This is a genomic window from Gordonia sp. UBA7599, from assembly GCA_002477755.1.
Lineage (GTDB): Bacteria > Actinomycetota > Actinomycetes > Mycobacteriales > Mycobacteriaceae > Gordonia.
In genome coordinates this window covers 1-24,427 of sequence record DLKD01000028.1, presented here as the reverse complement: position 1 = coordinate 24,427, position 24,427 = coordinate 1, and the positions used below count along the sequence as shown (strand labels likewise).

27 protein-coding genes and 1 tRNA gene are annotated in these 24,427 nt (G+C 67.0%); 21 read left to right on the top strand and 7 right to left on the bottom strand.

What is annotated here, in order from left to right:
* Positions 1-2,079: DNA polymerase I (gene polA, locus B4L26_RS03025; RefSeq protein ID WP_414651904.1), on the bottom strand; the 2,079-nt coding region annotated here is incomplete at its 3' end.
* A 122-nt stretch (positions 2,080-2,201) separates the two neighbouring features.
* Between polA and B4L26_RS03020 the strand changes: the two genes are divergently transcribed.
* Positions 2,202-2,804 carry a TetR/AcrR family transcriptional regulator gene (locus tag B4L26_RS03020; RefSeq protein WP_290715664.1) on the top strand — a complete coding sequence of 201 codons (603 nt, stop codon included), beginning with the start codon at positions 2,202-2,204 and terminating at the stop codon, positions 2,802-2,804.
* A 17-nt stretch (positions 2,805-2,821) separates the two neighbouring features.
* On the opposite strand, the gene B4L26_RS03015 is transcribed toward B4L26_RS03020, so the two are convergent.
* Together B4L26_RS03015 and B4L26_RS03010 are read right to left on the bottom strand one after the other, a co-directional pair.
* Positions 2,822-3,952: a branched-chain amino acid ABC transporter substrate-binding protein gene (locus B4L26_RS03015; RefSeq protein ID WP_290715662.1), complete on the bottom strand. Its 1,131-nt coding sequence runs from the start codon at positions 3,950-3,952 to the stop codon at positions 2,822-2,824.
* A gap of 174 nt (positions 3,953-4,126) precedes the next feature.
* Positions 4,127-4,732, bottom strand: a complete 606-nt coding sequence (locus B4L26_RS03010) for an ANTAR domain-containing response regulator (RefSeq protein ID WP_290715660.1) — start codon at positions 4,730-4,732, stop codon at positions 4,127-4,129.
* Between the two features lie 80 nt (positions 4,733-4,812).
* Between B4L26_RS03010 and B4L26_RS03005 the strand changes: the two genes are divergently transcribed.
* Positions 4,813-4,886 (top strand) — tRNA-Leu (locus tag B4L26_RS03005).
* A gap of 22 nt (positions 4,887-4,908) precedes the next feature.
* On the opposite strand, the gene B4L26_RS03000 is transcribed toward B4L26_RS03005, so the two are convergent.
* On the bottom strand, positions 4,909-6,117 hold the full coding sequence (locus tag B4L26_RS03000; protein ID WP_290715658.1) for a tyrosine-type recombinase/integrase: 1,209 nt from the start codon (positions 6,115-6,117) through the stop codon (positions 4,909-4,911).
* Entirely contained in the window at positions 6,110-6,682 is a 573-nt protein-coding gene (locus tag B4L26_RS02995) for a hypothetical protein (RefSeq protein ID WP_290715655.1), read from the bottom strand. Before B4L26_RS02995 ends, B4L26_RS03000 begins: the two co-directional genes overlap by 8 nt.
* A gap of 121 nt (positions 6,683-6,803) precedes the next feature.
* On the opposite strand from B4L26_RS02995, the gene B4L26_RS02990 reads away from it, so the two are divergent.
* The 11 genes from B4L26_RS02990 (at position 6,804) to B4L26_RS02940 (ending at position 15,149) form a co-directional block, all read left to right on the top strand.
* Positions 6,804-6,968 carry a helix-turn-helix transcriptional regulator gene (locus tag B4L26_RS02990; RefSeq protein WP_290715652.1) on the top strand — a complete coding sequence of 55 codons (165 nt, stop codon included), beginning with the start codon at positions 6,804-6,806 and terminating at the stop codon, positions 6,966-6,968.
* Positions 6,969-7,277: 309 nt separating this feature from the next.
* On the top strand, positions 7,278-9,017 hold the full coding sequence (locus B4L26_RS02985) for a hypothetical protein (RefSeq protein ID WP_290715649.1): 1,740 nt from the start codon (positions 7,278-7,280) through the stop codon (positions 9,015-9,017).
* On the top strand, positions 9,014-9,352 hold the full coding sequence (locus B4L26_RS02980) for a hypothetical protein (protein WP_290715647.1): 339 nt from the start codon (positions 9,014-9,016) through the stop codon (positions 9,350-9,352). The genes B4L26_RS02985 and B4L26_RS02980 overlap by 4 nt, the downstream gene beginning before the upstream one ends.
* 10 nt (positions 9,353-9,362) lie before the next feature.
* Complete coding sequence (locus B4L26_RS02975; protein ID WP_290715645.1) at positions 9,363-9,644, top strand: hypothetical protein; 282 nt, start codon at positions 9,363-9,365, stop codon at positions 9,642-9,644.
* Positions 9,637-10,059, top strand: coding sequence for an HNH endonuclease (locus tag B4L26_RS02970; RefSeq protein ID WP_290715643.1), 423 nt, complete (start codon positions 9,637-9,639; stop codon positions 10,057-10,059). Before B4L26_RS02975 ends, B4L26_RS02970 begins: the two co-directional genes overlap by 8 nt.
* A complete protein-coding gene (locus B4L26_RS02965; protein WP_290715641.1) occupies positions 10,056-11,525 on the top strand; it encodes a terminase large subunit domain-containing protein in 1,470 nt (489 codons plus the stop codon). The genes B4L26_RS02970 and B4L26_RS02965 overlap by 4 nt, the downstream gene beginning before the upstream one ends.
* The gene (locus tag B4L26_RS02960) at positions 11,522-12,832 is read left to right on the top strand and encodes a phage portal protein (protein ID WP_290715639.1); all 1,311 of its coding nucleotides are present in this window, start codon (positions 11,522-11,524) and stop codon (positions 12,830-12,832) included. Before B4L26_RS02965 ends, B4L26_RS02960 begins: the two co-directional genes overlap by 4 nt.
* Positions 12,832-13,419, top strand: coding sequence for a hypothetical protein (locus B4L26_RS02955; RefSeq protein WP_290715636.1), 588 nt, complete (start codon positions 12,832-12,834; stop codon positions 13,417-13,419). The genes B4L26_RS02960 and B4L26_RS02955 overlap by 1 nt, the downstream gene beginning before the upstream one ends.
* Positions 13,416-13,847 (top strand): hypothetical protein, encoded by a 432-nt coding sequence (locus tag B4L26_RS02950; RefSeq protein ID WP_290715634.1) that lies wholly within the window; start codon positions 13,416-13,418, stop codon positions 13,845-13,847. Before B4L26_RS02955 ends, B4L26_RS02950 begins: the two co-directional genes overlap by 4 nt.
* A 118-nt stretch (positions 13,848-13,965) precedes the next feature.
* On the top strand, positions 13,966-14,817 hold the full coding sequence (locus B4L26_RS02945; RefSeq protein WP_290715631.1) for a phage major capsid protein: 852 nt from the start codon (positions 13,966-13,968) through the stop codon (positions 14,815-14,817).
* Positions 14,817-15,149: a hypothetical protein gene (locus B4L26_RS02940; RefSeq protein WP_290715629.1), complete on the top strand. Its 333-nt coding sequence runs from the start codon at positions 14,817-14,819 to the stop codon at positions 15,147-15,149. Before B4L26_RS02945 ends, B4L26_RS02940 begins: the two co-directional genes overlap by 1 nt.
* Positions 15,150-15,481: 332 nt before the next feature.
* Here the strand turns inward: B4L26_RS02940 and B4L26_RS02935 are convergent, their stop codons facing one another.
* Positions 15,482-16,252, bottom strand: a complete 771-nt coding sequence (locus B4L26_RS02935) for an SDR family NAD(P)-dependent oxidoreductase (RefSeq protein ID WP_290715670.1) — start codon at positions 16,250-16,252, stop codon at positions 15,482-15,484.
* A gap of 67 nt (positions 16,253-16,319) precedes the next feature.
* Here B4L26_RS02935 and B4L26_RS02930 point away from each other — a divergent pair, with 67 nt between their 5' ends.
* Positions 16,320-17,129, top strand: coding sequence for an enoyl-CoA hydratase/isomerase family protein (locus B4L26_RS02930; RefSeq protein WP_290715626.1), 810 nt, complete (start codon positions 16,320-16,322; stop codon positions 17,127-17,129).
* Positions 17,130-17,143: 14 nt separating this feature from the next.
* Here the strand turns inward: B4L26_RS02930 and lhgO are convergent, their stop codons facing one another.
* Positions 17,144-18,346 (bottom strand): L-2-hydroxyglutarate oxidase, encoded by a 1,203-nt coding sequence (lhgO, locus tag B4L26_RS02925; protein ID WP_290715623.1) that lies wholly within the window; start codon positions 18,344-18,346, stop codon positions 17,144-17,146.
* A gap of 53 nt (positions 18,347-18,399) precedes the next feature.
* On the opposite strand from lhgO, the gene B4L26_RS02920 reads away from it, so the two are divergent.
* The 7 genes from B4L26_RS02920 (at position 18,400) to B4L26_RS02890 (ending at position 24,349) form a co-directional block, all read left to right on the top strand.
* Positions 18,400-18,930: a GNAT family N-acetyltransferase gene (locus B4L26_RS02920; protein ID WP_290715620.1), complete on the top strand. Its 531-nt coding sequence runs from the start codon at positions 18,400-18,402 to the stop codon at positions 18,928-18,930.
* Between the two features lie 115 nt (positions 18,931-19,045).
* Positions 19,046-20,611 carry a class I SAM-dependent methyltransferase gene (locus tag B4L26_RS02915; protein WP_290715618.1) on the top strand — a complete coding sequence of 522 codons (1,566 nt, stop codon included), beginning with the start codon at positions 19,046-19,048 and terminating at the stop codon, positions 20,609-20,611.
* Positions 20,599-20,850 (top strand): DUF6752 domain-containing protein, encoded by a 252-nt coding sequence (locus tag B4L26_RS02910; RefSeq protein WP_290715616.1) that lies wholly within the window; start codon positions 20,599-20,601, stop codon positions 20,848-20,850. Before B4L26_RS02915 ends, B4L26_RS02910 begins: the two co-directional genes overlap by 13 nt.
* Positions 20,851-20,890: 40 nt before the next feature.
* Positions 20,891-21,505 (top strand): hypothetical protein, encoded by a 615-nt coding sequence (locus tag B4L26_RS02905; RefSeq protein ID WP_290715614.1) that lies wholly within the window; start codon positions 20,891-20,893, stop codon positions 21,503-21,505.
* 109 nt (positions 21,506-21,614) lie between these two features.
* Positions 21,615-21,869, top strand: coding sequence for a hypothetical protein (locus tag B4L26_RS02900; RefSeq protein ID WP_290715612.1), 255 nt, complete (start codon positions 21,615-21,617; stop codon positions 21,867-21,869).
* A 1-nt stretch (position 21,870) separates the two neighbouring features.
* The gene (locus B4L26_RS02895; RefSeq protein ID WP_290715610.1) at positions 21,871-23,589 is read left to right on the top strand and encodes a cytochrome c biogenesis protein CcdA; all 1,719 of its coding nucleotides are present in this window, start codon (positions 21,871-21,873) and stop codon (positions 23,587-23,589) included.
* A 169-nt stretch (positions 23,590-23,758) separates the two neighbouring features.
* The gene (locus B4L26_RS02890; protein ID WP_290715608.1) at positions 23,759-24,349 is read left to right on the top strand and encodes a YdcF family protein; all 591 of its coding nucleotides are present in this window, start codon (positions 23,759-23,761) and stop codon (positions 24,347-24,349) included.
* Positions 24,350-24,427: the final 78 nt, after the last annotated feature.

Sequence of the window (24,427 nt, the reverse complement as noted above, 5' to 3'; positions counted from 1 at the left end):
CTCGATCTGGCTGTAGTCCGCAGTCATGAGGCAGTCGAATGCGGGATCGTCGGCGACGATGAACGCCGCGCGGATCTGCCGTCCGGCCGGCGTGCGGACCGGGATGTTCTGCAAGTTCGGCTCCGTCGACGAGAGGCGGCCCGTCGCAGCGATCGTCTGGTTGAACGTCGTATGGATCCGACCGTCGGGCGCCACCGACTTGAGCAGCCCCTCGACGGTGATCTTCAGCCGCGTCGCGTCGCGGTGCTCAAGCAGGTGTTCAAGGAACGGGTGCCCGGTCTCCTCGTACAGCTTCTGTAGGGCGTCGGCGTCGGTGGTGTAGCCGGTCTTGGTCTTCTTGGTCTTCGGCATGCCGAGCTTGTCGAAGAGGATCACTTGCAGCTGCTTGGGCGATCCCAGATTCACCTGCTCGCCGATGACGTCGTAGGCCGCGTCGGCGGCGGCTCGCACCCGCTCGGCGAAGCCCTGTTCCAATGACTGCAGATACGCGACGTCAACGGCGATCCCGGCCGCCTCGAGGTCGGCGAGGACGAACAGCAGCGGCAGTTCGACGTCGGCGAGCAGGTCGCGCGCGTGGAGCCGCTCGAGTTCCTCGTCGAGGGCGGCGGCGAGTTCGACGACCGCGCGGGCGGCCAGCATCAACTCGTCGGCGCGCTGGCCGTCGTCGCCGTCACCGTCGAGCAGTGAGAGCTGGCCGTCGTCGGGGGCGGCGCTGTCGACGCGCAGCTCGCGCTTGAGGTAGCGGACGGCAAGGTCATCGAGGTTGAAGCTGCGCTGTCCGGGCCGTGCCAGGTAGGCGGCCAGTGAGGTGTCACTGCTGACGCCGGCCAGCGACCACCCGCGTCCGCGCAGCGCGTGATAGGCCCATTTGGCCTCATGAAGCGCTTTGTCCGCGGATGGATCGGCGAACCAGGCGACAAGGGCCTCCTCGTCGTCGGGCGTCATCGTCGTCGGGTCGATGTAGGCACTGACCTCGTCGGCGGCGGCGATGGCCACCGCCTCGACGTCGGAGTCGACGACACGTTGCGGCCCGCTGACCATCACGCCGCTGCGTCCGGTCCGTGCATGTGCGTCGAGCCAGGCGCGCACTGCGCCGGGAGCCAACGCCTCGCCGTCGAGGTCGAAGCCTTCTTCTGCTTCCGGCTCGGCCGACGACAGCGTCGAGAACAAGCGATCGCGCAGCACGCGGAATTCGAGATCGTCGAACAGCTTGTGGATCTCCTCGCGGTCCCAGCCGACGAGCGCGAGATCGTCGGGACCGGCGGGCAGGGCGACATCGCGCACCAGCTCGGTCAGTTCGCGGTTGGTCAGCACCGACGACAAGTTGGCGCGCAGCGCGTCGCCGACTTTGCCGCGCACCTCTTCGACATGGTCGACGAGGCCGGCGAGTGACCCGTATTCGCGGATCCACTTGGCCGCCGTCTTCTCGCCGACGCCGGGGATGCCGGGCAGGTTGTCCGACGGGTCGCCGCGCAACGCGGCGTAGTCGGGGTATTGCTGCGGCGTCAGCCCGTACTTGGCCTCCACCTCTTCAGGGGTGAAGCGGGTCAGCTCGGAGACGCCGCGCTTCGGATAGAGCACGGTGGTGCCGTCGTCGACGAGTTGCAGCGCGTCCCGGTCACCGGTGACGACGAGGACGCGAAACCCCTGCTCACGGGCTTGCGTGGTGAGCGTCGCGATGACGTCGTCGGCCTCGTAGTTGTCGACGGCGAACACCGGGATCCGCAGCGCGCCGAGGACTTCCTTGGTCAGATCCACCTGCCCGCGGAACTCGTCGGGCGATTTGTCGCGCTGCGCCTTGTACTCCGGATAGCGCTCCGACCGGAACGTCTGGCGCGACACGTCGAAGGCTGCCGCGATGTGGGTGGGCTGCTCGTCGCGCAGCAGGTTGATCAGCATCGACGTGAACCCGAAAACCGCATTCGTCGTCTGTCCGCCGGCGGTCTTGAAGTTCTCGACGGGCAGCGCGAAAAACGCGCGATACGCCAGGGAATGACCGTCGAGCAGCATGAGCAGCGGACGCCCGTCCCCCGTCGGATCGGCGGCGGTCTTCGGTGCTGTCTTCTGCGCGGGACTCACACCGTCGAAGTCTAGTGGGCACCCCTGACGCTCCGACCCGCGGCGACACTCACGACGGTCAGACCATTTTGGCTTACGACTGTTCGTTATCTTAACGAACAGTCGTAATCTATTCTCCACTCATGCCGCGAAATTCCAAGGTGGACGCCGAGATCACCCGTCAACGCATCGTCTCTTCGGCGTTGTCGCGGGCGTCAGTCGACGGTCTCGGCGGGCTGACCATCGGGACGCTTTCAGCAAGCCTGGGGCTGAGCAAAGCCGGAGTGGTCGGCCCGTTCGGGTCGAAGGCCGACCTGCAGGCCGCCACCCTGGAGGCCGCGCTCGACCGGTTCTTCGGTGACATCGTCGCTCCTTGCGCCGACGCGCAGCCCGGTCTGGCGCGGCTCAATCGGCTCCTCGACCGCTGGGTCGACTACATCGTCGCGAGCCCCTTCCCCAACGGCTGCTTCCTCACCGCGGCGTCGTGCGAACTCGACGGTCAGCCGGGTCCGTTGCGCGACCGGCTCGCTGAAGCGGTTACGGCGTGGCGCGTCCTGCTCGTCGATCAGATCGAGATCGCCCAGGTGACCGGTGACGTGTCGCCCGAGGTGGACGCGACCGACGCGGTTATCGTCCTCAGCGGGTTGGCGATGGCGGCCAACCAGGAGATCGAACTCCTCGACGACGATCCGCCCACCACCGGAGCCCGCGCCCGTCGGCTCATGCGCGCCGCGCTTCGCCTTTAAGCAGTTGCCACCGGCCGTCAGGCCGGACCGATCCGGTACAACCACACGGTGTTGTCCAACAACTCACCCGTCGGCGCCCACTTGTAGTGTCGCGACAGCCCATTCCCCTCATAGCGCGAGACGTACTCGCGCATCTGCACGCGGGTCTGCCTACGGGCGTCGATGCCGGTGATCACGATGGTCGCGAGGTCATAGGACTCCAGCGCGAATCGCGTCGGAGCGTCGGTGAACTTCTCGGTGAACTCGGTGGTGAAGGACTTGGGGTCCGGGCTGCACAAGCACGACAGCACCGCTGCGGGTGCCGCGTCCCCGGCCAGCGCCACGAAGTCGGCGCTGTTGGCCTGGTCGCCCGCGGCGAAGACCACCTGCGGTGCCGATTTCTTCAGCGCGGCTGCGAGCGGTCCGGCGTCACGCGGCGAACCGGCGAAGAACACGCCATCGGCGCCCGCCTTGGTGATGTCGGCGACGCGGGCCGGGATGTCGACGGTGCCCGTGGGCGTGATCGACGAGCAGGATTCCACCGCGGCCGAGCCGAGTCCCTGGGTGACCGCACGCGCCAGTCCGGCGGCGCTCTCGCCGTTATCGGAGATCACACAGACCCGCTTGCGCATCAGCGTGCCGGTGAGATGGCGGGCGAGCGACTCGCCCTCCACGTCGTCGTTGTTGATGCCGCGGAAGAAGGTCTTCCAGCCTTTGTCGGTGAGCGTGGCAGCGGTGGCCGACGGGCTCAGCGAGACCAACCCCGCCTCGTTGTAGAGCGGGCCGACGGCTGCCGCATCCGACGAGGTGGTGGGCCCGATGACGGCGATGACGTCCGGGGTGGAGACGAGTCGTTTGGCCTGGTTGAGCGCGGTGACCGTGTTGCCCCGCGAATCGACGCGCACGAGGACGAGTTGGCATCCGGGGTTCTTGGCGTTGTGCTGGTCGACGGCGAGCTGGGCGCCATTGGCGATACCCGCGCCCTCGACGGTGCTGAGGTCACCCGCGACGGCGACGGTGAGCCGGCGGCACTGCGCGGTGCCATCACCCGCCGGGTTGGCCGGGTGTTCCGGCGCTGGGGCGTCGAAGCGGCGGCCCTCGAGGTTGATCCGCCCGACCGGAAGGATGCCGAGCCCGAGGTCGGCGGGCGACTGAACGGAGGTCGGCACTTCCGACGATGAGCTCGGCGCGTAGGCGCTCGAAGTCGGGTACGCCGATGGCGTAGCTGCGCCCTTCTTGTCCGCACATCCCGCCACGACGAGCGCAGCGGCCGCTATGACGACCCCGACCATTCGTGTCTGTCGGCGAAACCTCATCGTCGCACCATCCTCGGGAATCGGGGGTTAGGACTTGACGTTCTCAATGACCACCACGGCGACCTGCTTCATCGTCGTGCGGCGGTCCATGGCGGCGCGCTGGATCCAGGCGAACGCTTCCGGCTCGGTCATGGCGTGCTGACTCATGAGCAGACCCTTGGCGCGGTCGATGAGCTTGCGGGTCTCCAGCGTCTCCTGCACCGATTCGACCTCGGCCTCAAGCGCGACCAGCTCGCGGTAGCGGCTCACCGCCACCTCGATCGCCGGGGTGAGATCGGCCTTGGAGAACGGCTTGACCAGGTATGCCATGGCGCCGGCATCGCGCGCCTTCTCGATGAAGTCGCGCTGGCTGAAGGCGGTCAGCATGACCACGGGCGCGAGGCGCTTCTCGGCGATCTCGGTGGCCGCGTCGATCCCGTCGCGCACCGGCATCTTGATGTCCATGATCACCAGGTCGGGCATCAGGGACTCGGTGAGTTCGACGGCGATCTGGCCGTTCTGCGCCTCCCCGACGACGTCATATCCCTCTTCCCTGAGCATCTCGACCAGGTCCATCCGGATGAGCGAGTCGTCCTCGGCAACGAGGACCCGACTCGGCGGGCGTGCGTCGGCGGCCACGGGAATCCTCTCCATCAGCGAAAACGTCAGTGTGTACGACTGTAGCGGCCCGGGTTGCCTACGCGCCCAACCCATCCACTAAACTCAAAGGCCGCGCCCTCGTAGCCCAATTGGCAGAGGCAACGGATTCAAAACCCGTCCAGTGTGAGTTCGAGTCTCACCGAGGGCACAAGTAAGGCCAGGTCAGGCGACTATTCGCCGTCGGCCACGGCTCGCAGGCCTCGGCCAGTCCGCAGCCAGTCCGCAGCAGACTTCGCCGCCGCGTCGAACGCGTCGCTGACTTTGTCCAGGTCATCCGGGAAAAGATGCCCGTAGCGGTCGAGCGTGAGTGTCGCCGTCTTGTGACCGAGCAGGGTCTGAAGCACCTTCACGTTCGCCCCCGCTTGGATGGCGAGCGAGGCGCAAGTGTGCCGGAGCTGGTGCGGTGTGAGTCCCTTCTCCCCCACCGTCACAGCAGCCTTGTCGAAGGCCGTCCGGTACTGCCCTTCTGTCAGCCATGTCTCGCGGCCTTCCACGACACGGCCGGGAAAGACGAGGGCATCGTCGGCACGGTCGGCCAGCTCGGTCTTAAGCAGCGGGGCGAGGAACTTCGGAATCGGCACGCGTCGAGTCGTCTTGTTCTTCGGCACCCCCTCGACGAGTCCCTGCCCGGTCACGTAGGTCACGCTCCTGCGGACCGTGATGCGCCGCTTGGCGAGATCGACGTCCTTGACGCGCAGCCCGACGGCCTCGCCGAAGCGCAGCCCGCAGAAGGTCAGCACGAACGTCAGCGTGCGATAGCGCCCGCAGGCGACCGCGAGTCGGTGCGCTGTCTCGTGCGTGAGGTAGCGCTGCTCGGCCTCGGACTTGTCCGGCAGTTCGATGCCCTCGGCCGGGTTGACCGCAACGAAGCGAGACCTGACGGCGAACTTGAGCACGGCGCTGACGACCTGGTGCGCCTGGATCACCCGCGAGGCCGACAGGCCACGCTTGGCGAAGCGCGTCGAGCCGCCAGCCGCCGACAGGCCACTCGTCCAGACCTGTAGCTCGTCGAACGTGATGTCGCGCAGCGCCACGTCTCCCCATCGCGGCAGGATCACCGTGTCGAGTAGCGACCGGTAGCCGGCGACCGTCTTCGGCTTGCGGTGCGCCTTCGTCGCGATCCACGTCTCGGCGACGGCCTCGAAGGTCTGCGCGGCCAGGTCCGGGTCAGTCCACGTCCCGGTCACTTGACCCGACACCTGGCCGTCGAGCCAGTTCTGCGCGTCGACCTTGCGGCCGAACGACTTCGTGCGTTCCTTGCCGTCGTCGGCGACGTAGCGTCCGAGCCAGCGCAGCCCGGTCCCGGCCCGCGCGGTCGGCTGACCGTCAGCGCGCCGCCAGCGGTCTTCGACGCCCGCTCTCCTGTTGCGCTTAGCCATTGATCAAGCCCTTCTCTCGCGCCGCCTTGATGTAGCGCTTCGCCTGGCGCTCCTCGACGTCGAAGGCGACCATTACGGCCTCGACCTTCGGGCCTGGCGCGCTCGCGTGGACCTCGGCGACCTTCCGCAAGAACTCCGGCGTGACGCGCCGACGCTTCGTCGCCTGCTCGACGTTCTTGCGGTGTCGGCGAAACGCTGGCCCGCCGTGGTTGCGCGTGTAGGTGTAGTGGCCATCGTCGCGCAGCGTTCGCTCGCACAGGCCGACGAGGGCATAAGTGTCGTCACGCATCTGATTGAGCTTCAAGGCGTCGAGGTGCTTCTGGCGCACCACTGTCGACGGGTCAGCTTCGATGCTGATCTTGGTGCAGTACGGGACGCCGCCGCGCACCTCGAAGACGGCGACGTAGGTCAGCCCGTCTTGCTCGATGCGGCGCTCGACGACTCGCTCGGCGAAGAACTCGCCGAGCGGCACCATCTCGTCGTCGGTCGCTCGCGTGACGTCGAGGCTGCCGTCCTCGGCCTTGAACCGGTGGTACTCGCGCATCTGGCCTACTCCTGGTGTCATCGGAAACCTGTTAGTGACACGTGCCATTGTGTCGCCATGGTGTCACTCTGTCAACGGGAACACTCCCAACCAACGGCTAGCACCGCTGGACAGACACAAGGAAGTGAAGACCGTGACCTACATGACCACCGCCGAGGTAGCCGAGCTACTTCGAACCTCGCCCGAGACCGTCCGCTATTGGCGACACATCGGCAGCGGCCCGCGCAGCTTCAAGGTCGGCCGCCGCGTGCTCTACGACTCCAACGACGTGACCACCTGGCTCGCCGAGCAGAAGGAAAACGCCTGAGATGACCGCACAAAGAGTCAACGGCCGCGCTGGTGACGCGACCGTTGAAACGAGTTCCTCGACTCCCCTACAGATTACCCCGCGACTGGCGGTCGAAGTGGACTTCAAGTCCGCGTTTACCGACCGGCACGGAATCACCTCAGTCCTCATCGACTGCCCGTTCTGCGGCAAGGAACATCGGCACGGTTGGCCCCAGGGTCAACGTCACCCCGGCTGGCGCGGCTCGCACTGCGGCCAGGGCAGCTACGACGTGCGCGAGCCCTTCCTCCGTAACTACCCGTGGACCGGCGACCCGCTAACGAGGTGGCGATGACGACCGCAACGAGGCAGGGAACCGCATTCGACCGCGTCATCGAAGCCCTGGAGCGCGATGGCCGGACCGTCAAGCGCAACGGCCCAGGGCAGGCACAGGCCCAGTGTCCAGCGCACGACGACAACAACCCGAGCCTGTCCATCACCGACCGCGACGACCGCGCGCTCGTCTACTGCCATGCCGGTTGCGACACCGACCGCGTGCTCGACGCGCTCAACCTCGACCCCCGCGACCTGTTCGACAAGCCGAAAGGTCTCGGGCACGTCAGCGGCCTCCTGTCGCACGCGATCTACAACTATCCCGATGGCCGCATCGCCGGCCGAAGCGCAGACAAGAAGTTCAGACAGTCAGGAAACACGAAAGGCCGGAGTCTGTACTTCGGTCAGACCTCCACCGGCAAGCCGCTCGGTCCCGAGTCTCTCGACGGCCACGAGCGCGTCTACTTCGTCGAGGGTGAGGAAGATGTCAAGACGGTCCGATTTCGCGGCGAGGCCGCCGTCTGCAACGCCCAGGGAGCGGGCAAGAGCCACCTGGCCGACCTGACGCCACTATCCGGCAAGAAGGTCATCGTCGTCGCCGACAAGGACGAGCCAGGCCGCAAGCACGCCGCCCAGGTGGTCGAGCACCTGGGCGGAATCGCAGCTACCACGTCGGTCGTAGAGGCGCTCGAAGGCAAGGATGTCACCGACCACGTTGCGGCCGGACACAGCCTGGACGAGCTTCGGGATGCATCCGGGGTACTAGGTGGGATGCATCCCGAAGCCGACGAGGGTGGCATCCCGGATTCAACCGGGTTGACGGATGCGTGCCGGTATCTCGACGTCGCGCTTCTGCTCGACGGAGGCCTACCCGAACCGCCGACGCCGACCGTCTGCAAGCGCAGCGATGGAGTTGGCCTGTTCTACCTCGGTCACTACAACGTCGTCGTCGGCGACCCCGAAAGCGGCAAGACACTCCTGACCGACTTCGCAACCGTCGAGCAGCTCGGCGAGGGTGGCCGCGTGCTGCGCCTGGACCTCGATCACAACGGCCCGCAGTCGACCATCTCCCGGCTGATCGACTTCGGAGCCAACGAGGACGCTCTGCGCGACTCCACCCGATTCCGCTATGTCGAGCCGGAGGACCGCAACCAACTCGCCGCCATCGTCGAGGACGCCAAAGACTGGCAGCCGACGCTCGTCGTGCTGGACTCCATCGGCGAGCTGCTGCCGCTACACGGTGCAGGGTCCAACGACTCGGACGAGTTCACCGCTGTGCATCGCCTCGTCATCAAGCCGCTCGCAGCGGCCGGCGCGTGCGTCGTCGGCATCGACCACCTGTCCAAGGGACTCGACTCACGCAAGTTCGGCCCCACCGGCACCGTCGCCAAGCGCCGCGTCATCAGCGGCTCATGCATCCGCGTCACCGTCGACGCCGCGTTCACCCCCGACAAGGGCGGGTCGGCATTCCTGGCGATCAACAAGGACCGCCACGGAGGCCTACGCCGCGCCAGCCCGAGCGGAGACAAAGAACCATCCGCAGGCAAGTTCGTCATCCTCGGCGGTCAGCACTTCATCACCGCGCCGATGTCTGACGAGAAGAACCCCGGAGAGCATGCGCCGCCCGCCGACGTCGCTGCCATCACAGCACTCGATCCGCCGCCCGCCTCGGCGAAAGAAGCACGAGAACGACTCAAGTGGCGCGACGAGCGGGCGCGCCAAGCATTCAAAGACTGGAAGAAGGGAACCACCCGATGAGTAACCCCAACGCGATGTACGCCGAGTTCGAGCACCTATCAGCGCAGTGCGACCTCTACACCGGCAGGCCGTGGGACGGCACGACCGAGCACGTCCAACAACTGTCAGCGCGCATGGACGAGATCACCGACATACTCGCCGACCACGCTGACTGGCTCGAAGGCCTCAAGAACCTCGCCGCCGAGCGTGGCATGCCCTGGCATCAGGGCACACTCTGGCACCTCGCCGCCGAGCAGGACGACCGCCAACAGACCCCCGGTCTCACGCACGGACCCCCACCCCCCGATGCAGACCCCCACCCCTCGCAGCAGACCCCCACCGACGACAAGGACTAAGGAGCCTCCCATGTTCAAGCGCATCACCAAGCTGCCTGACGACGCAATCCGCATGATCGCAGGAAACGACGTCGACACGAACCTCGTGCTTCAAGGCGACGACGGCCTCGCCCTGGTCGTCACGTTCGAGGATCCACGCGTCGGCAACGTCGCCATCATGCTCACGCCGACCGCAGCGCAACGGCTCGCGATCACGCTCGACGCCATGCTGACCGCTGACGACGCCACGCTCGACGCCGCAGTCGAGACGCTGCGCGGCCGAACCGAAGGTGGAGGCGACCAGGATGGCTAAGCCTTGCCTCGTGTGCGGCCAGCCCAGCGCCGCCACCCGCTGCGCCGAGCATCGACTCGCCGACGACCGTGACCGTTCTGACAACCCGCTGCGCCGCCATCGGTCCCGATGGAAACGACTGTCGACGCGTCTGCGAAGACAGTCGCCGCAGTGCGAGGCTTGTGGCGCAGACGATGACCTGACCATCGACCACATCATTCCGGTGAGTGAGGACCGTGCCCTCGCGTTCAGCCTCGCGAACCTTCGCGTGCTCTGCCGCTCGTGCAACAGCAGCCGAGGCAACCGTGCCACCGCCGCCGACCGCGCCGAAGTTCACGCCCGCCTCGGCCGACCAGGGGACACACCCCGAATCGGCGCGACGGCCCCCTCGGGGCAAGCCGCAATCTGCGATACACACCGGCCGGAGTCGACGTGAAAGCAGGCCCGAAGGCGAAGGTCGACGCGACGGCGCTGCCCTTCCGCCCGCGCAAGCACGGCGCGGCCCGGTTCGCGGCGTTCGCGCAGAAGTTCATCAGGGTCCCGAAGGGCACCGGCGCGCTCAAGCCGCTGAAACTGCGCCCGTGGCAGCTCGATCTTGTCGCGTCGGTCGAGGATGCCGATCCGATGCCGCGTACGGCCGGTTGGATGCTGCCGCGTGGTCAGGGCAAGTCCACGCTGGTCGCCGCCTATGGCCTCTATCGGTTCTTCACCGATGGCGAGGGAGCGGTCGTGTGCGTCGTCGCGGTCGACGAGCGGCAGGCCGGAATCGTCTTCGGCATCGCCCGGCGCATGGTCGAACTCGACGACGAGCTGGCCGCCCGCGTCCAAGTCTTCAAGGAAAAGCTCTACAACCCGACCACCGACTCCTATTTCCACTGCCTCCCGGCCGAGCCGAAGCGCCTCGAAGGCCTCGACTACACGCTCGCCATCCTCGACGAGGCCGGAGTCGCCAACCGTGACAGCTACGAAGTGCTGACGCTGGCGCAGGGCAAGCGTGAGCGGTCGACGCTGGTCTGCATCGGCACGCCGGGACCGGACCCGAACGACCAGGTGCTCGCCGATCTTCGCAACCACGCCGCCGAGCATCCCGACGACCGGAGCCTGGTGTGGCGCGAGTTCTCGGCCGCCGGCTTCGAGGATCACCCGGCCGACTGCGAACACTGCTGGGAGTTGGCGAACCCGGCGCTCGACGACTTCCTGCACCGTGACGCCATCGTGGCGCTGCTGCCGCCGAAGACTCGCGAGGCGACGTTTCGGCGCGCTCGTCTGTGCCAGTTCGCCACCGACACCGACGGCCGGTTTCTCCCTGCCGGATGCTGGGAAGGTCTGTCGACCGGTCAGCCGGTGCCCGATGGCAGCGACGTGGTGATCGCGCTCGACGGCAGTTTCAGCGACGACACGACCGCGCTGCTGGTCGCGACGGTCTCGCCCGAACCGCACTTCGACAAGGTCCGCGTCTGGCAGCGACCCGCGAAGGATGACGCCTACCGGGTGCCGGTGGCCGAGGTCGAGGACGAGATCCGCAAGGCCTGTCGCCGCTGGCGCGTCGTCGAGATCATCGCCGACCCGTTCCGGTGGACTCGCACGCTGCAAGCCCTCGAAGCCGAGAAGCTGCCAGTCGTCGAGTTCCCGCACTCCCCGGCTCGCCTGACTGCTGCGACTGGCGACCTCTACAGCGCGGCGCTCAACGCCCGCATGACGCACTCGGGAGATCGCACTCTCGCCGAGCACGTCGCCGCCGCGATCGTCGTCGAAGACGCTCGCGGCATCCGACTCTCGAAGGCCAGCCGCTCGCGGCAGGCCCGAAAGATCGACCTGGCCGCGTGCCTGGTCATGGCCCACAGTCGCGCCACCTGGCGCGCAACCCATCGCAAGAAGTCGAAGACAAGGAGTTTCAAATGACTGACCTACTCACCACCCTGCTGCAGAAGCTCGACGAGCCTGCCGCCCGGTTCGCAGAGCTTGAGCGCTACTACAACGGCACCCAGCCGCTCGCGTTCCTCGCGCCGGAGGCGAAGGAGGCACTCGGCGACCGGTTCGGCCGGATGGCGACCAACCTGCCGCGCCTGGCCGTCACGTCGCTCTCGGAGCGGCTGCGCGTGACCGGCTTCCAGGGGATCGAGGTGTGGGACGACTGGCTGCGCAACGACCTCGACCAGGAGGCGGGCATCGCGCATCGTGAGGCGCTGCTGCTCGGCGCGTCCTACGTGATCGTGTGGGCCGACGCCTTCGGACGGCCGAAGGTGACAGTCGAGTCTGCCAAGCAGGTCACCGTCCTGACCGATCCGGGTACCCACCGGATCACGGCCGCGCTCAAGCGCTGGGAGACCGACAAGACGACCGAGGCCGTCATGTACGGACCGCAGGAGATTGTGCGCCTGTCCGCGCCGCAGACCGGCGCGACGACGCAAGGCTTCAAGGTCGTCGAGACCATCCCCAACCCGCTCGGAGTCGTGCCGGTGGTCCGACTGCGCAACGCCGACCGCATCCTCGATGACGGAGTGTCGGAGATCGACGACCTCATGCCGCTGATTGACGCGCTGAACAAGGTGCTCGTCGACATGATGACCACGAGCGAATACGTTGGCCGTCCGCGCCGATGGGCGACCGGCATCGAACTTGAGGAAGCCGACGCCCTCGACGACGACGGCGAACCGACCGGCGAGACCATCGCAGTCAATCCGATTCCCGAGGGCAACCGAGCCATGATCTCGGAGAACGACGCCGCCAAGTTCGGCCAACTCGAAGCGGCCCAGCTCGGCGGATACGAGACCGCCGTGAAGGTCATCCTCGGTCAGATCATGGCCGTCTCGGCGCTCCCGGCGCACTACGTCGGAGTGTTCACCGACAACCCGGCCAGCGCCGACGCGCTGCGCGCCGCCGAGGCCTCACTGACTGCCCGCGCTCAGGCCCGCCAGCAGTCGTTCGGTCGAGCATGGGAAGACGTCGCCCGACTGGTCCTCGGGGTCCGTGACGGAGCTGACCCGCTGCGCGTGGACTGCCGGGTCACGTGGGCCGACGCCGCGACCCGGTCCATCGCCCAGGAGGCCGACGCCATCACGAAGCTCTACAGCATCGGCTTGCTCCCGCAGTCGTTCGCGCTGCGCAAGCTCGGATACACCGACGACGAGATCACCGAGATTCGCACGGCCAAGCGCGCCGAGGCGCTCGACGCCACGGCCGTCGACCTGTCGAAGCTGGTCGGCTGATGAGTAGCTATCGGGACGCGCTGCTGCGCATCGCGGACGGCAGCGCCCGCCAAGTGTTGGCCGCCTATCGCTCCTACGTCGACGGCCTGCTGACCCACGACGAAGCGGTCGCCTACATCAGTAGCGCAATCGCCGCCGCCAACGGCCGCGCTCGCATGCTGGCCGACCTTCGACTCGCCGCCGAGGTCATGGCCGCCCTCGGCACCGAACAACCGGTGGCCGGCGTGCCGATGCCCTCGGACCGCGAGCGCCTGGCGAAGGCAGCCGCGACGATGCTGGCGACCGCAGCCAAGTCCGAAGTACCCGAGAAGATCGCTCGCCGACTCGCCGAGTCCGAACCGGTCCAGGCCGCCAGCGAGGCCACGACCGAGGCAATGGTGCGCAGCGGCAAGACGAACGGATGGGTCCGCGACCTGTCGCCGGACGCCTGCCAGATGTGCCGGTGGTGGTGGCGCGAAGGCCGCGTGTGGCCCGACGACCACCGAATGCCGCAGCATCCCGGCTGTACCTGCCATCAACGCCCAGTGTTCGCCGAGAACATTCGGGAGACCCAAGTAACCGCCAAGCAGAAAGGACTCATCCGATGAGTAACGACCAGGACACCCCGACCGAGGACGAGATGACAGCCGAGGCCGTCGAGTCGCCGACCCCACCGCAGGCCGACACTGCGCCCGAGGCCGAGGAAGTCGACGAGCAGGCCGACACCTTCCCGCGGTCCTACGTCGAGAGCTTGCGGCAGGAGAACGGCAAGTACCGTCAGCGCGCCCAGCGCGCCGACGAGCTGGCCCACCGGCTGCACCGCGCTCTCGTCGAGGCCGACGGCCGCTTGCACGACGCGAGCGACCTTGAGTTCGCCGACGAGCACCTCGACGACGCCGAAGCGCTGACGGCAGCGGTCGACGCGCTCCTGGCCGCCAAGCCGCACCTCTCGGCCCGACGGCCGACCGGCGACATCGGCCAAGGAGCGGCCACCACAGCCGGAGACGTCGACCTGCTCGGCATGCTTCGGGGATAGTCGCCGATTACCCCTCGGGGGTATACTCAAGGGGTCGCGTCTGGCACGCGGCCCCTTGAAAGCTCCTGGCGAGCGAAGGCGAAACCTCATCCCTTCGACTCCCCTTTAGGAGCACATCATGGCCGAATCAACGGCAGCCAATCCCACCCTTCTGCAAGCCCAGGTCGCGAACCTGCTCGTTCAGCCGCTCGAAGCGGCCAGCGTCGTCCTCGCGGCCGGTCCGCGAATCTTCGACACCGCGAGCGAGCTTCGCATCCCGAAGCTCATTTCCAGCGGCACCCCGGCGTTCGTCGCCGAAGGCGCGGAGATCGCCGACACCCACGACGTCGAGTTCGACGAGGTGAAGCTGATGCCGACCAACCGGCGCAGCATCAAGACGATCCTCCGGTACACGAACGAACTGGTGCGCCAATCCGTCGTCGGCATCGACGCGGTCCTCAAGGCCCGCCTGGTCAAGGACGTGTCGGACCTGCTCGACTCGGCGCTGCTGACCGGCGCGGGTGCGACGAACAGCATTCGCGGCATCACCGCGCAGACCGGCATCACTCCCGGCGAGTTGGACGTGACCGACGCCGACTGTCTCCTGGACGCCATCGCCGCGCTCAACGCCAAGGAAGTCACCCCGAACCGGTGGTTCATCTCCGGCGCTGACTTCGCCGCGCTGCGCAAGCTCAAGGAGTCGACGACCTCGGCGCGGTACCTGCTTGAGCCGGACCCGACGAAGCAGTCGGGGACGACCATCTTCGGCATCCCGGCGACCATCACGAACAAGCTGCCCGAGGGGACCGCGATCCTGGCCGACATGTCGACCGTCGCCATCGCCCGCGACACCTCGCCGAGCGTGACCGTGCTCAACGAGCGGTACGCCGAGTTCGACCAGGTCGGCCTTCGTGTGACGACTCGCTACGACCTCGGCCTGTTGCACGCCGAGGCCGTCTCGGTCCTCACTGCCGACTCCGGTGGCAGCTAGTGGCAGCAGTCACGGGCCAGCAGGTCGCGGACTTCCTCGGCCATGGCGACGACGTTGCGCTCGTCGCCATGGCCGAGCAGCACGTCCAGATCGTGACCGCGATGGCGCAGGCCTACACGCGTGGTCAGGGCTTCGAAGCTGGCGAGCCGGCCGATGACATCGCGGCCGTCGTCACCACTGCGACGGCGCGACTGGTGTCGTTTCCCGATCAGTCTGTGAGCCAGACCGACACCGCTGGCACGTTCTCGATGACGAGGTCCGGCGCAGGCTTCCGGACCTGGACGCTGCCGGAGTTGTTCGTGCTGAACCGTTACCGCAAGCGCGCCCGATAGCAGGGTCGGGATGCATCCCACCTAGTACCCCGGATGCATCCCGACTCGCTCGGCCAGTCCGCAGCCAGTCCGCAGCAGCGTCACAGGCAGTCAACGCTAGCCATCGCCGTTACGCGCTCTGACCTGCTACTTTCCCAAACTGCCAACGGTAGCCAACTCTCTATAACGCCTGTATAGACAGATTCGAAACCCGTCCAGTGTGAGTTCGAGTCTCACCGAGGGCACCACCGCAAGCGCGCCACGGCGCGTTTCCAACGTGACACGCGACTCTCCTTCACCATCTGGAGTGGGAAACTCTCCCGCCGCGTTGGATCTAGTTCCACCCGATCCGGTCAGTACGCGATCGACCCACCGTCAGCAACGATGACATGGCCGGTGATGTAACTCCCGGCATCCGAGGCCAGCAGCAGTGCCGGACCGACTATTTCCTCCGGATCCGCGAGCCGCTTCTGGACCGCCATCTGGGACAGCATCTCGATGACTTCCGGTGGGTTCGACCGGACCATGTGGGTGTCGACGGCACCCGGCGCGATCGCGTTCACGCGGATCCCGTGCTGTGCGTACTCGGCGGCCATGGACCGGGTGAACGACATGAGCGCGGCTTTGCCCGCCGCGTACATCGACACGAACGGCGACTGGGTGAAGGCGCCGATCGAGACGAGGTTGATCACCGATGCATGGTCACTGGCCTTCAAGTGCGGCAATGCCTCCTGCACCAGGAAGACCGGCCCGCGCAGGTTGACGTCGAAGGACTTCTGCCACGCTTCCGGTGTCATCGCACCGAGCGGCTGAGCGACGGGGTTGGCCGCGTTGTTCACCAGGATGTCGATTCCGCCAAAGGCCTCGACACTGCGGTCGACGAGATCGCGCAACGCGGGCAGTTCTCCAAGATGCGTGGGGACGCCGAGAGCCGCGCCGCCCAACTCGACGAGGTGTCGCTGCGCCTCCTCGCACGCCTCCGGCTTCCGGCTGGCCACGACGACGTTCGCCCCCGCGGCGACGAATCCCTCGGCCAGCGCCAATCCGATCCCCCGCGTGCCGCCAGTGATCACCGCGGTGCGTCCGGTGAGATCGAACAGTTCGGCGAGCCGACGACGGTCCATTGCCATGCTGACTGCTCCTGTGTGATGTGGGACATAACCCATACCTGGTGAGTTGTACGTTAGACCGGTGAGCGAAATCATCGTCGAAATCACCGAACCCGGCCTCGTCGTATTGACGATGAACCGACCCGAGCGGCTCAACGCCCTGGGCATGGGAATGGTCGAGGAAATGCGGTCGGCGCTGACCGAACTGGACGACGATCCGTCGGTGCGGGTCATCGTGTTGACCGGTACCGGTCGCGCGTTCTGCTCAGGCGCCGACGTCCAGAGCGCCGTCGAGGGTTTCGGTGCACCCGACCCCGACAAGAACCCCGTCGCCGGCGTTTTCCGTGTACAAGAGCAGATCGCGTCGCTCAACGAATTGATTCATCGGATGAAAACCCCGGTCATCGCCGCGGTGAACGGTGCCGCGGTCGGCGGAGGCTTCTCCCTCGCCCTGGCCTGTGACATCCGGTTCGCGTCGGAGTCGGCGAAGTTCGGTTCGATCTTCATCACCCTCGGCGTCTCGTCGTGCGATATGGGGACGAGCTATCTGCTTCCGAAGATCGTCGGCATCTCACGCGCCGCGGAGCTGATGCTGACCGGTCGGAAATTCGACGCCGAGGAGGCTCGGGCCATCGGCCTCGTCCAAGACGTCGTCGACGACGGTGACGTTGTCGAGAGGGCATTGCAGACCGCGCGCCAGATCGCCGCGAACTCACCGATGGCCGTCTGGATGACCAAGGAAACGCTGTGGAAAAACGTCGACGCCCCGTCGTTTCGCCACGCCCTCGACATGGAGAACCGCACCCAGGTGATGTGCACCTTCAGCGGTGAGCTCCTGAACGCATTCGAGGCGTTTGTCCACAAGACCACGCCGACGTGGAAGGACCTCTAGCCCGACCCTGTAGGTCACCCGGAGGCCAGGACGCGGTCGACCATCTCGCGCGCGATGGCCAAGGAGGCCGTCGCGGCCGGTGACGGCGCGTTGCGCACCTGCGTGACGGCGCCGTCGGTCGCCAGCACGAAATCGTCGACGAGAGCGCCGTCGCGTCCGAGCGCCTGGGCACGGATTCCGGCGTGGACGGTGCCGTCGAGATCGTCGACGGTCAGACCCGGCGCGTACCGTGCGGCCTCGCGGACGAACGCCTTACGGCTGCTCGCCATCGACAGTTCATGGATGCCCGTACGCCAATACCGCCGCGCCAAGCGCCACGTTCCCGGCCAGGTACCGGTCTGCCACGCATCGCGCGCACTGAACTTCCGCCACGTGTAACCGTCGCGGCTGGGCACCATCATCGCCGTCGGCCCCAACGACACCGAACTGTCGATGTGCTTGGTGATGTGGACGCCGAGGAACGGCAGTGTCGGGTCCGGGACTGGATAGATCATGCCGCGGACGAACGGCTCCGTCCTCGGGCGCAACTGCAGGTAGCCGCCTCGGAACGGCACGATCCGCGGGTCCGCCCCACCTCCGGACGCTTGGGCCAGACGATCGGACCACAGGCCTGCGCAAGTGATGGCGCGGCGAGCGTCGACCACGTCGTCGCCGAGGTGCACCCGGCAACCGTCCGATGTCGCGGACACCGATTCGGCTCGTGTGCCGAATCGGAATTCGACACCCGCCGCCTCCAATTGACGGTGGATGGCGCGGGCGACCTGGGCGTAGTCGACGATCCCCGTCTCCGGCGAGTGGAGCGCCGCGAGCCCGACTGCCCTGGGTTCTATCTCGCGGATCTCCTCGGCCCCGATCCGGCGGAGACCGACGACCTGGTTCGCCCGACCGCGCGATTCGAGATCGTCGAGGCGTGCGAGTTCGTCGCGATCCAACGCCACGATCAGCTTGCCGCACCGCTCGAATGCGATGTCGTTCTCGGCGATGAAGTCGTACATGAGGCGCGATCCCTCGACGCACAGCTTGGCCTTCAACGATCCCGGTTGGTAGTAGATCCCACTGTGGATGACACCCGAATTGTGGCCGGTCTGATGGGCCGCGACCCCCGCCTCGGCCTCGACGACGAGGACGTGCGCGCCGTCGTGGCGGGCCAGCCATTCGCGAGCCACCGCGAGACCCAGAATCCCGGCCCCGACCACCACGAGGTCGTACCTGCTCATCGCATCCTCCTCGTCGTCGCAACCTCGCGATTTGAAGTGTAGGTTCGAGTCCCATGATTCGAGCCGCACGACCGGCGGACTATCCCGCGATCCAGGACATCGAGCAGCGGGCCGGCCAGGCGTTCCGAACCGTCGGGATGGACGCGATCGCCGACGATGATCCGTTCAGCGACGCCGAGCTCGACGCGTACACCGCGTCGGGTCGAGCGTGGGTCTCCACCGATCAAGCCGACAAACCGACGGCCTACGTACTCGTCGACATCATCGACTGCATGGCCCACATCGAACAGGTCACCGTCGATCCGGCACACGCGCGGAAAGGGTTGGGCGCCCTGCTGATCGAGCACGTGGACGGTTGGGCACGCGAGCAGCGCCTCGACGGGCTCTCCCTGACCACCTTCGTCGAGGTGCCCTGGAATGCGCCCTACTACGAACGGCTCGGGTTCCGCAGGCTCGCCCCTGAGCAACTCGACGCAGGTCTGAAAGCCGTGCGATCACATGAAGCAGAACTCGGATTGGACCGGTGGCCGCGCACTGCCATGGCCCGACCGCTCGCCGAACCGCTGGAACCACTGCAACCGTGAACACAATCGGATCAGCCTGATTCCATCCCGCCGCCCGCCCCGGGTCGCGATTACCGTGTTGATTCCATGTCCACCAGCACGACCCTCCCCGTTCGCCCTGCCCTGACCTGCACAGATGTCTGAGCACCGGACCGCCGCCGTCAGCGGCGACGGTGTCACCGTCGACTCCGCCGATCCGTCGGTGATCGACATCGCGTTCGACGGGAATCGTGTCTGGTCGTTCCAATCGCAGCGGGACACGTCGCGCGTGCTGCGCGTCGGCGTCCCCCACCGGCTCGCGCCCTGGCCCGCGAGTCTCGAGCCGTACCTGCGGGGCAGCACCCGCATCACCGTCCTCGACCGTTCGACGGGACGCCACCTCTTCGACGAGGAGTACGCCTTCGACGATTCCGAGGCGCGCGTGAGCGTCGTCGACCGCGCCGGTCGCCCACTCACCGTCGACAAATCCGGCGATTTGCAGTGTGAATTCGCCCAGCGCGGCCAGGCCACCATCGACTCCCTGCTCGATGCCGTGCAGGACGTGCTGGCCCGCCTCACCGACGCCGGCGTGGACGCCTTCCTCGCCTACGGCGCGCTGCTGGGCGCCGTGCGGGAGGGCACGTTCATCGCCCATGACTCCGACGCCGATGTGGCCTACCTCAGCAAGCACACGACGCCCGTCGACGTCATGCGCGAGTCCTATGCGCTGGAACGCGTCATGATCGAGGCCGGCTATTGGACTTGGCGGTTCTCCGCGGGCGACTTCAAGGTGATCGTCCCCGACAAAGAGGGCGGTCGGGCGATCGACGTCTTCGCCGGGTTCGTCGTCGAAGATGTCTTCTACCTGCTGCCCGAAGTCGCGTCGGAGCAGTTCTCCCGCGACATCATCGCGCCGCTGGGGACCGTCGAACTGCACGGCCGCACCATCACTGCGCCCGCCGATCCGGAAGCTCTGCTGGCCATCACCTACGGGCCGGAGTGGCGCGTGCCCGACCCGTCGTTCAAGTTCGAGGTGCCGCGCTGGGCCCGCCATCGTCTCGACGGGTGGCTGCGCGGCAACGACGGCAATCACGACCACTGGTGGCCGTTCTACTTTGGACAGTCGCAGAAGACCGTACCGACACAACCGTCCCCGTTCGCGCAGTGGTTCCTCGAGCGCGAGCCGACCAGCACTCAGATCGTCGACATCGGCACCGGCACCGGGCGCGACGCCCTGTGGTTCGCGCGCCAGGGCCGAGACGTCCTCGGCCTCGACTACGTGCCGGCGGCCACCGAGCGGGCCGGGATCATCGCCGACGACGAGGACCTGCCCGCCCGGTTCAAGACGCTGAACCTTTACGACATCCGACAAGTGCTCGGCATCGGCGGCGAACTCTCCCACCGCGACGAGCCGCCCGTCCTCTACGGGCGCTTCCTGATCCACGCCCTGCGCGACGACGGCCGGCACAACCTGTGGCGCATCGCGAACATGAGCCTGCGCCGGGGAGGCAAGTTCTACCTGGAGTTCCGCACCGGCCTCGACTCCGACGCCGAGCACGAGTTCGGCGAACACTTCCGCCGCTACCTCGACCCCGAGACCGTGATCGCCGAAATCGAGGCCACCGGCGGACACATCGAACACTGCGAGGCCGGCCACGGTCTTGCCGTCTACAAGCAAGAAGATCCCCACGTATGCAGATTGGTGGCGACATGGAAGCGCTGAACACCCGCAAGAACCCCCTCGGCGGAAGGCTAAGCCGGGGCGCCGACACGCTCGCGAAACTGCGCCGATTCCCGTCGCGGTTCCAGGAGTTGGAACAGGAAGTACAGGAGACCCAGCGCCTGCACCAGCGCGTCGCCGAGCTCACCGACATCGTCGCCGAGATCCTCGTTCCGGCCGCCGACCGCGACGATGAGCGCATCCGCGCCGTCCTCGCGAAGTACAACGAGACGTCGTTCTGAGTCGAACCCGGAATCATGGGGACCTGGAATCATGGGGACCATGAGTCCCATGAACCGCTTCACCTCAGCGCTCGTCGTCACTGCTGCCGTCGCGCTCGGCACCGCGCTGGCACCGCACGCGGCGGCCGCGCCTGCACCGGTACCCGACGGCAAGTGCGTGATCAGCAAGACCGACCGCAACCGGACCATCGATTCGTTGATGAACCACTGCACCAGCCAGCAGATCTTGGATCTGTTCGGATCTGCGCCGCTCGGCGTCCTCCCCACGGGCCGCCAACCACTGGCCCTGCTCCCGGTCATGCACGCGGGCGGCGGCAAGCTGGCGCCCTACAGCCAGGCCAGGTGGTTCACGCGGACGCAGAGCAATCTCGGTGACGCCCTTACCTTCACCAAGGGGCCGCAGGGGCAGCCGTGGGTGTACAAGGAGTACATCTTCGGCCGCGACCTCGGCGCCGCCATCAAGCTGGGAACCTCGGCCTGGGACGGCAAGCCCGCGTGGACGGCCGATTTCAGCGCTGATTTCCTCGGGGTCCCGATCAGCATCCACGAGTACCGCCAGCTGACGTCCAACGTTTGGATCGCCCGCGACACCAGCGCCGAACGGGGCACCCGCACCGCCGCCAAGAATGCCGGTGGCGCCATGGCGATCGGTTAGGACTCGGTTAGGACTTAGCCCAGCGGTTGAGTCTTCCGCGCAGCCACGTCTCGGGCGTAGCCTGGATTGGGTCGGGGGAACCGGAACGACCCAATCCAGGAGGCCCACGATGGCCCGACTATCCCCACTGCGCCGCCTCGCCGCGACTACTGCCACGGCCGCTGCACTCCTCACCATGGGCGGTGCCCTCGCCAATGCTGCCCCACCGAAGGGCACGCCCTGCGGCGACAACAAGGTGATCACCTCCATCGGCACCTGCGCGCCGATCAACTCGTCATGCACCGGCTATGACCTGATGCTCATCGGACGGGTCGACCGGACCGGGACATGTGTCATCCCGGGTATGAACGGCACGACGCCGTGACGTGAACGGGTTGACGCTGCTGCTCGTCGGGTTTGTCGGCGGGCTGCTGGCTGGCGTGTCGCCGTGCGTCCTACCGGTGCTCCCCGTCGTCCTCATGGGCGGTGCGGCCGGACCATCGGGCGGTGCCACCGGCGACGGCGCTACGACGACGGTGAGCCGTGCGCGACCGGTCGCCATCGTCGCCGGCCTGGCGTTGAGCTTCGCCCTCATCACCCTGTTCGGCACACTGCTGCTGGCTGCCCTGCACTTGCCGGCGTCACTGCTGCGGTGGCTCGGCCTCGGCGCGCTGGTCCTGGTCGGCCTGGCGATGCTGGTCCCCCAGCTCGAGCAACTCCTCGACCGTGCGTTCGCGAAGATCCCGCAGCGCAACATCACCGACAAGGGTTCGGGCACGCTGAGCGGTTTCGTCTTGGGGCTGGCGTTGGGCGCCGTCTTCGTGCCGTGTGCGGGCCCGGTCCTCGCCGCGATCGCCGTCGCCGGGGCAACGGGCACGATCGGCGCCGAGACGGTGCTGCTCACCGTCGCCTTCGCCGCCGGCGTCTCGATCCCGCTGCTGGCCTTCGCCCTCGCCGGCAGCCGCATCTCCACGCGCGTCCGCGGCTTCCAACGCCACCAGCGGCTGGTCCGCGGGGTGGCCGGGGTACTGGTCATCGCCCTGGCCGTGGCGCTGACCTTCGACGTGACCGGGGCGATCCAGCGACGCATCCCCGACTACACCAAGTCGATCGCCGAACCCCTGCAGGCCAAGATCACCGTTCCCGTCGCCGCGGGCAACGGGTCGCTGCGCACGTGCCAGGAGGCGGCGTTCACCGGCGTCGACAACGGCCTGGCCGATTGCGGACCGGCACCGGAGTTCACCGATATCTCCCAGTGGATCGGCGGCGGGCCCCTAACGATGTCGCAGTTGCGGGGCAACGTCGTGCTCATCGACTTCTGGGCATACTCGTGCATCAACTGCCAACGCTCACTCCCCCACGTCGAGGCCTGGTGGAAGCGCTACGAGTCCTCCGGCCTGCGCGTCATCGGCGTCCACACGCCCGAGTATGCCTTCGAGCACGACGCCGGCAACGTTGCTGCCTCCGCCAAGAAGCAGGGCTTGACCTTCCCGCTGGCCATCGACAACGGATACGGCACATGGAAGGCCTATCAGAACGTTGCATGGCCGGCCGGCTACCTCGTCGACGCCACCGGCGTCATCCGCCACGTCAGCCTCGGCGAGGGCCACTACGACCGCAAGGAGGGGTACCTCCGCGCACTACTCACGGCCGCCCGTCCCGGCGTCGAACTGCCCCCGCCGGCCAGCCTGCGCGACGACACGCCGACCGACAAGCAACGCACCCCGGAAGCATTCCTCGGCACGTCCAAACAACAGATGTACGACGGTGGCGGCGATTACTCGCCCGGCCCGCGGGACTTCTCAGACACCGGCACACCGGCCTTGCACCGCTACCGCCTCGCCGGGAACTGGACTCTTGCCGACGACGACCTCGTCGCAGGCCCCGGCGCCACCATCACCCTCACCTTCCGCGCGCGGGAGGCCTATCTCAACGTCGGCGGTACCGGCACGTTGACCAGCACCGTCGACGGGAAGACGCGCACGGTTGCAGTTTCCGGACCACCGGACATCCGGACCGTCGCCAGCCTCCCCGAGTCGAAGCAGGGCACGGTCACCGTCGGGGTGTCACCTGGCCTGACCGTGTACTCCTTCACCTTCGGCTGATTCTCAACCCGGTACCGTTTCGACAACCCAACGTCGACCGATGGCGGATTGACGAAACGGGGTTGGATCTGGGTCCGAGATTGCAGTATCGCCACGTCCCGGTTCCAAGATCACAACCTCGCGCTTCGAGGCCCGAAACCGGCGTGACCAGCACCTACACTCGACGACCATGCGCCTTCGAACCCTCGTCACCGCCGTGCTGGTCGCCGTCGCCGCGATCACCGGGTCGGTCGGCGTCAGCCATATCACGCTCACGGGCAACGGCAGCCTGGGCAGCTCCGGCAGTTTGGACTTCGGCAGTTCCGCCGACGACGTCGTCGGCCCGGTCAGCGGCTTCCTCTGGCAGAACCCGGGCGGGCGCTACATCGTCGTCCTCGGCGCGAAGGTCGGAACCCTGGGTCAGACGCCGGAGATCCTGGATCAACGGCTCAGCAAGGCTGCAGCGCTCGGACGGACCCACCCGTTCAACCGGATCATCGCCTCCGGCGGTGGGACCTGGTGGTTGCCCGTCAGCGAAGCGCAATTCATGAACGTCGGCCTGATCCAGCGCGGGATCCCGGTGTGGCAGATGGTCAACGAGGGCACGTCGCGGAGCACTGTCGAGAACGCTGGCAACACAGTTCGCATGCTCAAAGCGATGGGGGCCGATGGAGCGGTCATCGTCACCAACGGATTCCATATGCAACGCGCGATGAAGAACTTCCGCGATGCTGCCCGTGCGCAGCGGGCGCGCATCACCTTCATGTCCGCCTACGCCTGAAGCCGACGCCTCGCTTAGCACGTCAACCACCACCGTTTCGGCAACCCCGCGTCAATCCGGTAGTTGTCAAGCTGTCTG

What these genes read in the sequence shown, in the direction of transcription:
- B4L26_RS03020 (WP_290715664.1), top strand. Translation starts at nt 2,202, where the DNA reads ATGCCGCGAAATTCCAAGGTGGACGCCGAGATCACCCGTCAACGCATC.
- B4L26_RS03010 (WP_290715660.1), bottom strand. Translation starts at nt 4,732, where the DNA reads ATGGAGAGGATTCCCGTGGCCGCCGACGCACGCCCGCCGAGTCGGGTC.
- B4L26_RS03000 (WP_290715658.1), bottom strand. Translation starts at nt 6,117, where the DNA reads ATGGCTAAGCGCAACAGGAGAGCGGGCGTCGAAGACCGCTGGCGGCGC.
- B4L26_RS02995 (WP_290715655.1), bottom strand. Translation starts at nt 6,682, where the DNA reads ATGACACCAGGAGTAGGCCAGATGCGCGAGTACCACCGGTTCAAGGCC.
- B4L26_RS02990 (WP_290715652.1), top strand. Translation starts at nt 6,804, where the DNA reads ATGACCACCGCCGAGGTAGCCGAGCTACTTCGAACCTCGCCCGAGACC.
- B4L26_RS02985 (WP_290715649.1), top strand. Translation starts at nt 7,278, where the DNA reads ATGACGACCGCAACGAGGCAGGGAACCGCATTCGACCGCGTCATCGAA.
- B4L26_RS02980 (WP_290715647.1), top strand. Translation starts at nt 9,014, where the DNA reads ATGAGTAACCCCAACGCGATGTACGCCGAGTTCGAGCACCTATCAGCG.
- B4L26_RS02975 (WP_290715645.1), top strand. Translation starts at nt 9,363, where the DNA reads ATGTTCAAGCGCATCACCAAGCTGCCTGACGACGCAATCCGCATGATC.
- B4L26_RS02970 (WP_290715643.1), top strand. Translation starts at nt 9,637, where the DNA reads ATGGCTAAGCCTTGCCTCGTGTGCGGCCAGCCCAGCGCCGCCACCCGC.
- B4L26_RS02960 (WP_290715639.1), top strand. Translation starts at nt 11,522, where the DNA reads ATGACTGACCTACTCACCACCCTGCTGCAGAAGCTCGACGAGCCTGCC.
- B4L26_RS02955 (WP_290715636.1), top strand. Translation starts at nt 12,832, where the DNA reads ATGAGTAGCTATCGGGACGCGCTGCTGCGCATCGCGGACGGCAGCGCC.
- B4L26_RS02950 (WP_290715634.1), top strand. Translation starts at nt 13,416, where the DNA reads ATGAGTAACGACCAGGACACCCCGACCGAGGACGAGATGACAGCCGAG.
- B4L26_RS02945 (WP_290715631.1), top strand. Translation starts at nt 13,966, where the DNA reads ATGGCCGAATCAACGGCAGCCAATCCCACCCTTCTGCAAGCCCAGGTC.
- B4L26_RS02935 (WP_290715670.1), bottom strand. Translation starts at nt 16,252, where the DNA reads ATGGACCGTCGTCGGCTCGCCGAACTGTTCGATCTCACCGGACGCACC.
- lhgO (WP_290715623.1), bottom strand. Translation starts at nt 18,346, where the DNA reads ATGAGCAGGTACGACCTCGTGGTGGTCGGGGCCGGGATTCTGGGTCTC.
- B4L26_RS02920 (WP_290715620.1), top strand. Translation starts at nt 18,400, where the DNA reads ATGATTCGAGCCGCACGACCGGCGGACTATCCCGCGATCCAGGACATC.
- B4L26_RS02915 (WP_290715618.1), top strand. Translation starts at nt 19,046, where the DNA reads ATGTCTGAGCACCGGACCGCCGCCGTCAGCGGCGACGGTGTCACCGTC.
- B4L26_RS02910 (WP_290715616.1), top strand. Translation starts at nt 20,599, where the DNA reads ATGGAAGCGCTGAACACCCGCAAGAACCCCCTCGGCGGAAGGCTAAGC.
- B4L26_RS02905 (WP_290715614.1), top strand. Translation starts at nt 20,891, where the DNA reads ATGAGTCCCATGAACCGCTTCACCTCAGCGCTCGTCGTCACTGCTGCC.
- B4L26_RS02900 (WP_290715612.1), top strand. Translation starts at nt 21,615, where the DNA reads ATGGCCCGACTATCCCCACTGCGCCGCCTCGCCGCGACTACTGCCACG.
- B4L26_RS02890 (WP_290715608.1), top strand. Translation starts at nt 23,759, where the DNA reads ATGCGCCTTCGAACCCTCGTCACCGCCGTGCTGGTCGCCGTCGCCGCG.